Raw genomic sequence first — 12,748 nt, 5'->3', positions numbered from 1 at the left:
ATCACACTTCGCCGCGGGTCATGGCCAACAGGCGGTCCAGTACCCGCTCCCCTGACGCACGCAGTCCGTTGTGCTCATATTCGTTAGTCACCCACGGTTCAACCCCCGCGAGCTTGGCAGTAGCCAAGGAATGTTTGCACGGCACATACGCATCATCGAAGTACACCGCGGCCGCCGCAGGAACCTTGCCACGTGCGTGAGCAAGTTTGTCCGCGTCCCACATGACCGGCCATTCGTGGTCGGCTAACACATGTGCCACGTCTTTCCACGCCTCCAGAGGCCCGGACTCAAAGTGGTCCTGCGTCACGTGCTCACCCGCCAGAGCGAAAGGATCCTGGTCCTCAGGGCGGGCACGTTCGGCAGCCCAACGTGTAGCGACACCGGAAGCCCAGCAGCTTTCGTGCAACACCGCATAGATGGGGTTGCGCGCGCCAAAGGTCAAAGCGTCCTGCAGGTCGTGACGCCCGGCCACCGAGTCACCCAGCGCCAACAGGTAGTTCAAGCGTTCCGCTCCCCCGCCGGCACCCAGGAACTGCCCCAATCCACGCACGTGCGCCTGCGTGGCCACCGTGCCATCCGGTAGCTCAATCCCATCGGCCACACGCTCAAACAGGCGTTCATACGCCTCGCGCGCATGCGGGTAGCGTTGAAAGAACCGGTCCGACTTCCCCGCCATGATCTCCCACGTATCGCGGTACACAATGGCCGGATCCGCGTCAGCCTCACCGCCGTCCGCACCGGGCACCCGTGGCAGCCCGCCGGTGAACATGACGCGTTCCAAGGACTCCGGGTGTTCTGCCAAGTACCGCAGTGCGGTGAACCCGCCGAACGACTGCCCCAACACCGCCCAGGTGGAAGCACCCAGGGACTCGCGAACGACCTCGGCGTCCTCCACAATGGCGTCCGCCCGGAAGTGCGTCAGGTAGTCCGCAACCGTGGCCGGCGTCTGGTTGTCACCCGTTCCCACAAAGTGCCCGTCAACAAATCCAACGGGACTGGACTGCCCGGTGCCCCGCTGGTCCAACATGACCACGTTGTATTCGCGAAGTGCGCGCCCGACCCACCCGGACGGCTCGGTCACGCGCTGGGCTTCAAACCCCGGCCCGCCTTGCAGATACACCAGGTACGGCTTTTCCGCGGAACCTGGCAGGGAGTACACGCGCGCGAACACCGCGAGCTCCCCTGGGGTGTCCCCAAAGTGATCGAGCGGCACCGTGACGGTGTGTTCGTCAACGGTGAGTCCGGGAATCGTGTACGTGCGGGTGAGCATGGGTCTCCTTGTGGTTGTTCGCCGAGGTGGTTGCCGGGTTTTCGCCGCTCAGTCGGGCTGGCGGGTTACTCAGCCAGGTGTTCGCGCAGCTTGTTCAGGCGGAACATGGACGATTCCTTGCCCAGAATCTCCATGGACTCGAACAGAGGTGGCGAGATTCGGCGTCCAGAAACTGCCACGCGAAGCGGTCCGAACGCCAAGCGAGGCTTGATGCCGGCCTTGTCCACCAGGGTTTCTTGCAGTGCTGTGTGGAGCGTGTCGGTGGTCCAGTCGGTGATGGGTTCCAGCGTTTCGATCGCCTGGTCCAGCACCTCAGGAGCGGTGTCTTTCAGTGTCTTGAGGCCGTCTTCGTAGAACTCGAAGCTGTCATCTGACACGAAGAGGAAGCGCAAAAGATCAGGCGCTTCGCTGAGCAGGTTCATGCGGGTCTGCACAAGCGGAGCCGCGTCCTTCAACACTGCCAACTGTTCGTCGCTCGGTTCCTGGGGCAACACCTCGGCCGCCTGCAGGTACGGCACCAGACGCTGCGCAAAGTCCTCAACGTCCAACATGCGAATGTGGTCAGCGTTGATGGCTGTGGCCTTCTTCACGTCGAAGCGCGCGGGGTTGGGCAACACGTCGTGAATGTCGAACGCTTCGATGAGTTCATCAACGGAGAAAATGTCGCGGTCAGCCGCGATCGACCAGCCCAGAAGAGCAAGGTAGTTGATGAAACCTTCGGGGATGAACCCGTTGTCGCGGTGGTGGAACAGGTTCGATTCGGGGTCACGCTTGGACAACTTCTTGTTGCCTTCGCCCATCACATAAGGCAGGTGACCAAACTCTGGGGTGCGTTCAGCAACACCGATCGCCTTGAGGTGTTCGTACAGAACAATCTGGCGTGGGGTTGAGCTCAACAGGTCTTCACCACGCAGCACGTGGGTGATCCCCATGAGCGCGTCATCAACCGGGTTCACCAGGGTGTACAGTGGCTGGCCGTTGGCGCGCACGACCACGAAGTCGGGAACGGAACCGGCCTTGAACGTAATGTCGCCGCGCACCATGTCGGTGAACGTGATGTCTTCATCGGGCATGCGCACACGCCATACAGGTTCGCGGCCCTGCGCCTTAAACTCTGCGATCTGTTCTTCGGTCAGGTCACGGTCGTAGCCGTCGTAGCCCAGTTTGGGGTCACGGCCGGCAGCCCGGTGACGAGCTTCGATCTCTTCTGCGTTGGAGTACGACTCGTAAATGTGGCCACCGGCCTTGAGCTTCTCAATGACCTCGGCGTAAATGTCGCCACGCTGGGACTGGCGGTATGGGCCGTGTGGTCCGCCCACGTCGATACCTTCATCCCAGTCAAGCCCCAGCCACTTCATCGCTTCGATGATTTGGCCGTAGGATTCTTCTGAGTCGCGGGCGGCGTCGGTGTCTTCGATACGGAAAACAAAGGTTCCGCCGGTGTGCTTGGCGTATGCCCAGTTAAACAGGGCGGTACGCACCATTCCCACGTGCGGGGTTCCGGTTGGTGACGGGCAAAAGCGGACTCGTACAGTCACGGTGTTCCTTCTTTGTATGTGTGTTCGTGTGTGTAAGTGTGTTCGTGCAACGACGCTAAACGTTAGACGTCCATGACGGGGTTGGACAGAACTCCCAGCCCGTCAATCGCAATGTCAACGCGGTTACCCGCCTCAATGCGACCTACTCCCGCGGGTGTTCCCGTCAAGATGACGTCACCGGGCAGCAAAGTCATGACTTCGGTCAGGTGGGCAATCACGGTGGGAATGTCGAAGATGAAGTCTTCAGTGTTCCCGTCTTGTTTGAGGTCACCGTCAACCCACGAACGGATGCGTACGGTTTCTGGGTCGTATTCGGTTTCGATCCATGGCCCCAGCGGACAGCTGGAGTCGAAGCCTTTGGCTCGCGACCACTGTTTGTCGATCCGCTGGATATCACGCAGTGTCACGTCGTTTGCCGCGGTGTATCCCAAAACGTAGGAGTACGCGTTTTCTGGCGTAACGTTCTTGGCGATCTTGGAGATCACCACGGCTAGTTCAGCTTCGTAGGACACTTCTTCACTGATGGCGGGGAGGCGAATAGGCTCACCGGGCCCCACCACCGAGGTGTTGGGTTTGAAGAATGTCAGCGGGCTGACCGGAACGTCGTTTCCGAGTTCGCGGGCGTGGTCGGCAAAGTTCCGGCCCACACCAATGACTTTTGAGCGGGGCAGGATCGGGGCCAGCATCCGCACTTCGTCATATGGCAGGCGTTCGCCGGTCGATTGCGCAGGGCTAAAGAATGGGTCAGAACTTAGGACCGCCACCTCCAGTTCCGAGGTGTCAAAAGTTCCGTCGTCGCTAACTTCAGGGAGATTTCCTTCAACTACGCCGTAGTGTGGCGCGTCGTTGTGAACAAAACGAACGATTCGCATGGGCACTAGTCTAGTAGCCATGGAAACTTCCACCGCGAACCCCGTGTACTCCCCTGTCACCGAATATCTGCAGTCGATCCACGAAGCCGGTTTGAGGAAAACCGGTGGAGCGATGGCAGATTACATCCCCGAACTCGCCAACCAGGACCCCACTCTGTTTGGGCTGTCCCTGTGCACCCCAGAAGGAATCGTCTATTCCGTGGGAGACTCCGATACGCAGTTTTCGATCCAGTCCGTGTCCAAGCCGTTCGTGTACGCGATGGCGCTTGCCGACCGTGGCCTGGAGCGCGTCAACGAATCTGTCGGTGAGGAACCATCTGGCGACCCGTTCAACTCGATCAGCCTGGACGAAGCGACCGGACGGCCAGACAACCCCATGATCAACATTGGTGCGGTGACCACCCACGCCCTGGTTCATTCGCGAGGGGCCAGCAGAGAGGAACGCGAGAAGCGCATTCTTGCCGGGATGAGCGCTTTTGCTGGACGGGAGCTGTCCTATGACGACGCCGTGTATGAGTCGGAGATCGACAAGGCGTGGCGTAATTTGGCACTGGCTGCGCTGGTGCGTGCGAATGACCTCATCATCAGTGATCCCGCCGAGGTGGTACGCGGCTACACGCGTCAGTGTTCCGTTGCGGTGACGGCCAAGGACCTGGCAGTCATGGGGATGACTTTGGCTTCCGGTGGGGTGAACCCCCAGACTGGCGAGCGCGTGGTTCCCGAATGGGTGGCCCAGCAGGTGTTGTCCGTGATGACCACGTGCGGAATGTATGACGCGGCTGGTGACTGGCTCACCAATGTGGGGATTCCTGCCAAATCGGGAGTCTCTGGTGGCATTATGGGCTCTCTTCCGGGCCAGATGGGGGCGGCAGCGTTTTCGCCTCCGATTGATAAGTTCGGCAACTCGGTGCGCGGTGTGGACGCGTTTGAACGCATGAGCGAAGACTTGGGCCTTCACATGATGAGGCCGCCAAGCCCTGTCCTGTCGTCTGTTCTGGAAAAAGAAACGGACAGCTCAGGCCGTTTGCACATTCACATTCAGGGAAGCATGGACTTCTCGTTGGCTGAAAAAGCACTGCGGTCCATTCTTGAGACCCCAGAAAACAAGCAGCCCATTGTTATCGATTTCAGGAGCGTGCCGTCGGTGTCCCTGGTGGGGTACAAGTTGCTCCACGCTGGGATTTTTGAGCTTAAGCGCCGTGGCCACACAGTGACCATCCTCGACCCGAATGAGCATTTCGCTGACTTGCGCGATGAGGTCTACACGTCATTGTCCGACATCGAACCGACCGAAGAGCCCGTGGATTCGAGCTGGTTCGCTAAGTAATGTTCGACCTCGGCCGAATCGCCGCCAACCTGCCCGCAGCCTCGCTCGTGGAGCAGATTGCGGATCAACGACCTCGGGTAGCTGTTATCCAGGCGCCCCCGGGTTCCGGTAAAACCACCGTGGTCCCGCCCGCGGTTGCCAACCTGGGGTCAGGGCGCGTGATCGTCACGCAGCCGCGCCGCATTGCCGCTCAGGCGGCGGCTGCCCGGTTGCGGGAACTGTCCGGGTTGCCGGTGGGGTACACCGTCCGAGGTGACCGTGACGTCCCAGCGGACGCGAAAGTTGAGTTCGTGACGACTGGGGTGTTGATCCGCAGGCTGTTGCGGGACCCGGAGTTGGCGGGTGTTTCGGCCGTCATTTTGGACGAGGTCCATGAGCGGTCGATCGATTCGGACCTGGCGTGCGCGTTTGTGGCGCAAGTCGCGGCGATGCGTGATGATCTGCGCGTGTACGCGATGTCGGCCACGTTAGACAGTGACATGTGGACGGGCCTTCTCACGCAAGCCACGGGTGAAGAGGCGACGCTGTTATCCGCTCACGTGCCCACGTTTGAGTGTGAGACCGTGTGGGAGCCCGGGCCGCGTCCGCTCACTGAACGTGGCGTGGACTGGGACTTCTTGGACCACGTGGCAGGTGTCGCAGTTGCCGAGGCTCAGCACCGTAGCAAGCGCGGTGGGGACGTCTTGGTGTTTGTGCCTGGTGCCCGCGAAATCGAGCGAGTTGCAGCCAGTGTGCGCCGTGACTTCCCTACCGAGGAGCTGTCCGGCCGGCTCAGTGTTGCCGCCCAGCAGAGAATCGTGCGCGGTCACGTACCTGGGAGCACTCGGGTGATCGTGGCGACCAACATTGCCGAATCGGCGATCACGGTTCCAGGGGTTCGCTCGGTGATCGATGCGGGACTGGATCGGCAAGCGCGGTTTGATTCCGTGCGCGGAATTTCCGGCCTGGTCACCGTGGGCGCGTCAAAAGCAGCCATGGTGCAGCGGGCGGGTCGTGCTCATCGTGAAGCCCCGGGCCGGGTCATCAGGAGTATGAGCCAAGCGGATTTCGCGTCCCGGCCAGCCCACACTCCCCCAGAGATCACAACCTCAGACCTCACGTCTACTGTGCTTGATTTAGCGGTGTGGGGAACCCCGCTGGGAGTCGGGCTGGACATTCCAACGGAGCTGCCGCCTCGGGCAACGGAGCGGGCGGTGCAGGCACTCACTGCACTGGGAGCGTTAGACGAGGACAGCGAGGCGACCCCGGTTGGGCACAAGCTCGCAAGCGTCCCGGCTGACCCGCATGTGGCTCGCGCGCTGTTTGATGGAGTGGAGAAGGTGGGGCCTCAGGCGGTGCGGGTCGCGTGCTCGCTGGCCGCTGATGACCGGGCGCGCGATGTGCCGGAGTTGGTGTCGAAACTTTCGGGCACGGCGGCATTTGAGCGCGAGGTGGCCCGGCTTTCCCGGATTGCTGGCGTGGATGCACCCCAGGGTTCCGTTCCGCGCACTGTTGTGGGGTTGGTGACCGCGTTGGCGCGCCCGGAGTGGATTGCCCGCCGCCGAGGTGACACCTACCTGACCGCCTCCGGGACCGGTGTGCGCGCAGATGGGTTCGATGACTGGATCGCGGTTGCCAGCATGGCGCGTGCGGGCAGTGAGGCGCGTGCGCAGTTGGCCGTGTCGATCGATGAAGCGACTGCGCTAGAGGCCGCCGGTGCGCTACACCGCACGGTTGAGCGCGCCGAGTTTACAGACGGCAAAGTGCAGGCCCGGAAGGTGGAGGAACTGGGTGCGATTGAGCTCGCCTCTACCCCGGTGCAGCCGTCAGCTCAGGCGGTAGTGGACGCTGTGCGGGCTGCGTGTGAGACACGTGGGTTGCGCGCCGTGGTGCCGGGGATTTCAGAACAGCCGGGTGAGGGTGATCCCGCGTTTGAGGCCTTGCGTGCACGGTTGGGCTTTGTGCGCGCCGTCGTGGGTGACCCGTGGCCCGATGTCACCCTGGATGCCCTGCAGGACCTCACGTGGCTTGAGCCTGATCTGGAGGCGCTGGGCCGCGGGCAAAAAATCAACCTGGCGGCGGCCCTGCAGCGCGTATTCCCGTGGCCGGAAGCAGCCCGGTTTAACGAGCTGGTTCCTGAACGGCTCGAGGTTCCCAGTGGTGCCAAAGTCCGGGTCACCTACCCCACGCCGGAGTCCCACGGGGGTCAGCCGGAAGCGCCTGTGTTGGCGGTGAAGCTCCAGGAGTGCTTTGGTCTGGCTGACACGCCTAGCATTCTGGGGCGCCCAGTGCTCATGCATTTGTTGTCACCAGCCCGCAGACCCCTGGCGGTCACAGATGATCTGCGCAGTTTTTGGAATGGCGCGTATGCGCATGTGCGGGCCGAAAACCGGGGCAAGTACTCCAAACACCCGTGGCCTGAGGACCCGTGGAACGCGGTACCCACGGCGCGCACAAACCGGTCAGCACCTCGGTAAGTTACCCGCCTTTGGCCGATAGAATGATTCCAGACTTCAGAAAGGGGCGCTCATGAAAATCGTCGCTGTTTCAGGTGCTGCAGGAAATATCGGATACAACGTTCTGGGCCGGCTCGCTGACGGCTACGTCTACGGGGACGAACCCATTGAGTTGCGCCTCCTCGAAGTCCCACAGGCGGTTCAGGCTTTGGACGGGGTCATTATGGAGCTCGTGGACCATGCCTCGCCACGCATCGCAAACATCGTGGCCACCGATGACCCCGAGGTTGCTTTTGACGGCGCTCACGCGGCCCTGCTCATTGGTTCGGCACCCCGCAAGGACGGCATGACCCGTGGCGATCTTCTTGAAGTCAACGCAGGCATCTTCGCCACTCAAGGCCGTGTCTTGGGGCAGGTTGCGCACCCGGACTGCAAAGTCGTGGTCACCGGAAACCCTGCCAACACGAACGCATTGGTGGCCGCCCACCACGCAGAAAAAGAGGGCTTCAACCCCGCAAACATCACCGCGCTCACCCGCCTGGACCACAACCGTTTAATCGGGCAAGTTGCCCAGCGGGCTCGCGTGAGTGCGGGTGAGATCGCTCAGGTGGCCGTGTGGGGTAACCACTCCAACACACAGTTCCCTGACCTCACGTTCGCAACCGTGGGCGGCACTCCTGCCCTTGACGTCATTGATAAGGACACCTGGTTGGACACCATCGTGCCCACGGTCGCCACCCGCGGTGGCGCCGTGATAAAGGCCCGAGGTGGTTCCTCAGTGGTGTCTGCAGCGTCAGCGACCTTGGATCACCTTCGCGACTGGGAACAGGGAACGGACGGCCGTTGGGTGTCCATGGCGGTCCCCACCCAGGCGCTACCCGAGGTGGCGCGCTACGGTGTACCCGCCGGGGTGGTGTACTCCTACCCGGTGACGATTGAGAACGGCACTTACACGGTGGTTCCCCAGCTAGAACTAGACGATCTGCAGCGGGAGCGGATTACCGCCTCGGCCAACGAACTCCTTGACGAACGCTCCACCGCAGCGGGCAAAGGACACCTCGACTAAACCGTGCACATTCTTTCACCCCGCGAATGGCGGGAACTTCGTGACGCTCATGAACAGGCCGTTCATGAGCGCACCGCTTCCCACCTGGAACGCCGATCCCGCGGCGAAAAACACCCGGTTGAGGACTTCCTTTTCACGTACTACCCGTTCAAGCCCGGCAAGCTCGCCACATGGCACCCGGGTGCGGGAACAGCGGTGGTGGTTGAGACCTCGGCGGATGAGGCCTACTTCAACCGGCGCTGGTACACCCGTGGCCAGCACGCCGGGCACACGGTAGCTCACGTTGACGTGGGCGCGTGGGCAGCCGACCGCGGGCAGGGGGCAGTGTTCATCCGACAACTGTTGGAAGCGACCGTGGACCGGGAGGCGTCGTTCGGGTGTTTTGGGTTGCACGAATGGGCCATGGTGTACAAGCAGACGGCGCAGGAACACCGCCACTCGCAAGTGCCACTGCGGTTGAGCCAAGAAGAGACGGACCGCGTGGTCGAAAACCACCGCATCCAGTGCAGCCACTACGACGCGTTCAGGTTCTTCACTCCCCCGGCACGTCCGCTGAACACGCTGCAACCCACACGGCAAGGGATGCGCGCGAACGAACAACCCGGGTGTCTGCACGCCGGAATGGACTTGTATAAGTGGGCGATGAAGCTGGAACCGATTGTGGAATCTGCGACGGTGCTGGACACGTTCGACCTTGCGCGTGCGATTCGCACACTCGACATGGAAGCCTCACCCTACGATGTGCGCGCGTGGGGGTACGGGGTCGTCGCGATTGAAACCGCGCAGGGGAAAGCCGAATACATGCGCAGGCAAGAGGAGTTTTCCCGGCAGGCTCAAGCCTTGAGACGTCGTCTCATCACCCAGATTGACCAGGCACAAAACCTGATCCAGTAGCCACGCTGGTGCTAGACTCCCAGGCATGGGTCGGTTTAGTTTCTTGCAGTGGCCGGTGGTGCGGCAGCTCACCACTGGTGACGCATTTGGTCGCGGTCCCTCCGTGACCAGCAAGAAGACCCAAAACACTGAACCGCGCACCGTGACCGCTGACAAAGTCGTTCAGTCGGTGTGCCCCTACTGCGCGGTGGGGTGTGGCCAGCGAATCTTCGTGAAAGACAACAAGGTTGTACAGATCGAAGGTGACCCGGACTCCCCTATTTCACGTGGACGCTTGTGCCCTAAGGGTGCGGCCTCAGAACAGTTGGTGAACGCGCCTGGGCGTGTCACGGATGTCCTGTACCGTGCTCCCCACTCCACGGATTGGGAAAAGATCAGCTTAGACACCGCGATGGACATGATCGCGGAACGTTTCATTGAAGCGCGTCGCGCTCACTGGCAAGACACTGACGAACACGGTCGTCCGCTCAACCGCACCATGGGAATCGCGTCCCTGGGTGGAGCCACGATCGACAACGAAGAAAACTACCTGGCTAAGAAACTGTTCACCGCCGCCGGCGCTGTTCAGATGGAAAACCAGGCACGTATTTGACACTCCGCCACGGTCCCCAGTTTGGGGTCCTCATTTGGGCGAGGAGGCGCCACCCAGTACCTCCAGGACATGGCCAATGCCGATTGCATTGTGATCCAAGGTTCTAACATGGCTGAAGCTCACCCCGTTGGGTTCCAATGGGTGACGGAAGCTAAAAGGCGTGGAGCACGCGTCATTCACATCGACCCTCGCTTTAGTCGCACCTCGGCACTTGCTGACAAGTACGTGCCTATCCGGGCGGGTTCCGACATTGTGTTCTTAGGAGCGCTGATCCGGTGGGTTATTGAAAACGACGCGTACTTTGCTGAGTACGTGCAGGCCTACACCAACGCCTCCACGATTATCAACGAGGACTACCGCGACACGGAGGACCTCGACGGTCTGTTCTCTGGGTTCGACAAGGACTCCAAGACTTACGACCAGTCCAGTTGGGCGTACGAAATCGACCCTGAAACAGGTCGCCCGGCCACCGACCCCACATATGAGCACCCCAGGACTGTTTTCCAAATCCTTAAGCGCCACTACTCGCGTTACACGCCTGAGCTGGTGGAACAGATGTGTGGCATTAAGCGCGAAGACTTTGAATACGTGGCACGCTCCATTACGCAGAACTCGGGTCGGGAGCGCACCACGTGCTTTGCCTACGCAGTGGGTTGGACGCAGCACTCCATGGGAACGCAGTTCATCCGCACGGCGGCGATCCTCCAGCTTCTGCTTGGAAACATGGGACGCCCCGGCGGTGGAATCATGGCGTTGCGCGGGCACGCCACGATTCAAGGTGCGTCGGACATCCCGACCCTGTTCCACCTGCTTCCCGGTTACCTGCCCATGCCCAAAGCCGGAACGCACGACACCCTGGACCAATACCTCGGCGCCGTGGGTGACAAAAAGAAGAAGGGCTTCTGGGCCAACGGCGATGCGTACGCGGTGAGCCTGCTCAAGTCGTGGTGGGGTGACAAGGCCACACCAGAAAACGACTTCGCGTACGACTACCTCCCCCGTATTAACGGACCGCACGGCACGTACCAGTCGTGCATGTTGATGCTTGAGGACAAGGTTGACGGATACTTCTTGCTGGGGCAGAACCCGGCGGTGGGGTCTGCGAACGGTCGCATGCAGCGTATGGCCATGTCGCACCTCAAGTGGCTGGTTGTGCGCGACTTCAACATGATCGAATCGGCGACCTGGTGGAAAGAAGGGCCCGAAATCGAAACGGGCGAACTGCGCACAGAAGACATCGGTACGGAAGTCTTCTTCATGCCGGCGGCCAACCACACGGAAAAGGCCGGAACGTTCACACAGACGCAGCGCCTCGTGCAGTGGCGCCACCAGGCCATCACTCCGCCCGGGGATGCCACCTCGGACTTGGAGTTCCTTTACGACCTCGGAAACCGGATCCGTGCAAAGCTCGCCGACTCCACGGACCCGCGTGACCGTCCGCTCTTGGACCTCACGTGGGACTACCCGGTCGATGAGCACGGCGAGCCCGACGCGTCAGCGGTCCTTGCCGAAATCAACGGTTTCCACCTCGACGGCCCCAACAAAGGTGAGCCACTCGCCAGCTTCAATGAAATGCGGGCGGACGGAACCACCTCGGGCGGTTGCTGGATCTACACCGGCGTGTTTGCCGACGGAATCAACCACGCCGCCAACCGCAAACCCGGGCAGGAACAAGACATCGCAGCCCGCGAATGGGGCTGGGCATGGCCGGCCAACAGGCGCATGCTCTACAACCGCGCATCCGCTGACCCGCAAGGAAAGCCGTGGTCGGAACGCAAGAAGTACGTGTGGTGGGACCAAGAACAGCAACGCTGGACGGGTCACGACATTCCGGACTTCCCAGCCGACCGCGCTCCCGACTACGAACCGCCGGAAGACGCCGTGGGACCGGCCGCTCTTGCAGGTGATGACCCGTTCGTCATGCAAGCTGACGGTAAGGGATGGCTGTTCGCGCCCACCGGTGTGGTCGACGGGCCTATGCCCACGCACTACGAACCACCGGAGTCGGCGATTCCGAACCCACTGTACGACCCGCAGAACAGTCCAGCGCGCATGACGATTGCCGACGACATCAACCTGTACTCGCCGGGCAGTGGCGAAGCGGGCAAGGACGTGTACCCGCACGTGTTCACCACGTACCGCCTCACGGAACACCACACGGCAGGTGGAATGAGCCGCTGGTTGCCGTACTTGGCAGAACTCCAGCCGGAAATGTTCTGTGAAGTGTCCCCTGAACTGGCTGAGCTTGAAGGTTTGACGCACGGGGAATGGGCCACGTTGATCACGCCGCGTTCAGCGATTGAGGCCCGCGTAATGGTCAGTGAACGGTTCACGCCTCTGGACATCAACGGGCGCACGGTTCACCAGATTGGTTTGCCGTACCACTGGGCGCAGGGTTCGCACGCCGTGGTGTCTGGGGATTCGGCGAACGACCTCATTGGTGTCACCATGGACCCCAACGCGCAGATTCAGGAATCCAAGTCGATCGCGGTTGCGATCAAGCCCGGGCGCAGGCCACGGGGTGAAGCGTTGCGGGATTTGGTTGATAAGTACCGGGCCGAGGCGGGAGTCACCTTGGATACCGGGCACGACCTCCCAGCGCAGGAAGGTGCAGTTCCTCCACCGGGCGAAGGACCCGCTCCGGTCGAAGGTGCTGCGGCGACGCGGGATGCGGATGCTGCCGGCCCTGGTGGCGCTGGTGGCGCGGACGGCCCGGGTGCTGCAAAGTGGGATGATAAGCGTGCGCGATTTAAA

At 61.5% G+C, this 12,748-nt stretch carries 7 protein-coding genes and 1 pseudogene; 5 read left to right on the top strand and 3 right to left on the bottom strand.

All coding sequences use genetic code 11. From position 1 onward, the window contains the following. Position 1: 1 nt before the first annotated feature. From QP868_RS07055 to QP868_RS07045, 3 genes are all read right to left on the bottom strand, one after another. On the bottom strand, positions 2 to 1,270 hold the full coding sequence (locus QP868_RS07055; protein ID WP_284925894.1) for an alpha/beta fold hydrolase: 1,269 nt from the start codon (positions 1,268 to 1,270) through the stop codon (positions 2 to 4). A 65-nt stretch (positions 1,271 to 1,335) separates the two neighbouring features. Continuing rightward, positions 1,336 to 2,808 carry a glutamate--tRNA ligase gene (gene gltX / locus QP868_RS07050; protein WP_284925893.1) on the bottom strand — a complete coding sequence of 491 codons (1,473 nt, stop codon included), beginning with the start codon at positions 2,806 to 2,808 and terminating at the stop codon, positions 1,336 to 1,338. 62 nt (positions 2,809 to 2,870) lie between these two features. Beyond that, on the bottom strand, positions 2,871 to 3,680 hold the full coding sequence (locus tag QP868_RS07045; RefSeq protein ID WP_284925892.1) for a fumarylacetoacetate hydrolase family protein: 810 nt from the start codon (positions 3,678 to 3,680) through the stop codon (positions 2,871 to 2,873). Positions 3,681 to 3,699: 19 nt separating this feature from the next. On the opposite strand from QP868_RS07045, the gene glsA reads away from it, so the two are divergent. The 5 genes and pseudogenes from glsA to fdnG form a co-directional block, all read left to right on the top strand. Further along, positions 3,700 to 5,007 carry a glutaminase A gene (glsA, locus tag QP868_RS07040; RefSeq protein ID WP_284925891.1) on the top strand — a complete coding sequence of 436 codons (1,308 nt, stop codon included), beginning with the start codon at positions 3,700 to 3,702 and terminating at the stop codon, positions 5,005 to 5,007. Next, a complete protein-coding gene (locus QP868_RS07035; protein ID WP_284925890.1) occupies positions 5,007 to 7,463 on the top strand; it encodes an ATP-dependent RNA helicase in 2,457 nt (818 codons plus the stop codon). The genes glsA and QP868_RS07035 overlap by 1 nt, the downstream gene beginning before the upstream one ends. Before the next feature lie 52 nt (positions 7,464 to 7,515). Then, the gene (locus QP868_RS07030; protein ID WP_284925889.1) at positions 7,516 to 8,508 is read left to right on the top strand and encodes a malate dehydrogenase; all 993 of its coding nucleotides are present in this window, start codon (positions 7,516 to 7,518) and stop codon (positions 8,506 to 8,508) included. 3 nt (positions 8,509 to 8,511) lie between these two features. Continuing rightward, positions 8,512 to 9,402 (top strand): 3-methyladenine DNA glycosylase, encoded by an 891-nt coding sequence (locus QP868_RS07025; protein ID WP_284925888.1) that lies wholly within the window; start codon positions 8,512 to 8,514, stop codon positions 9,400 to 9,402. A gap of 25 nt (positions 9,403 to 9,427) precedes the next feature. Beyond that, positions 9,428 to 12,685, top strand: a pseudogene (gene fdnG, locus QP868_RS07020) (formate dehydrogenase-N subunit alpha); the annotation flags it as partial. Between the last annotated feature and the right edge of the window lie 63 nt (positions 12,686 to 12,748).

It is taken from the genome of Brevibacterium sp. UMB1308A (assembly GCF_030230605.1).
Classification (GTDB): Bacteria; Actinomycetota; Actinomycetes; order Actinomycetales; family Brevibacteriaceae; genus Brevibacterium.
This window is presented reverse-complemented; position numbering and strand designations above follow the sequence as displayed.

Bases quoted from the DNA above. Each gene is read 5' to 3' on its own strand.
- glsA (WP_284925891.1), top strand. From the start codon at position 3,700: ATGGAAACTTCCACCGCGAACCCCGTGTACTCCCCTGTCACCGAATAT.
- QP868_RS07055 (WP_284925894.1), bottom strand. From the start codon at position 1,270: ATGCTCACCCGCACGTACACGATTCCCGGACTCACCGTTGACGAACAC.
- QP868_RS07035 (WP_284925890.1), top strand. From the start codon at position 5,007: ATGTTCGACCTCGGCCGAATCGCCGCCAACCTGCCCGCAGCCTCGCTC.
- QP868_RS07030 (WP_284925889.1), top strand. From the start codon at position 7,516: ATGAAAATCGTCGCTGTTTCAGGTGCTGCAGGAAATATCGGATACAAC.
- QP868_RS07045 (WP_284925892.1), bottom strand. From the start codon at position 3,680: ATGCGAATCGTTCGTTTTGTTCACAACGACGCGCCACACTACGGCGTA.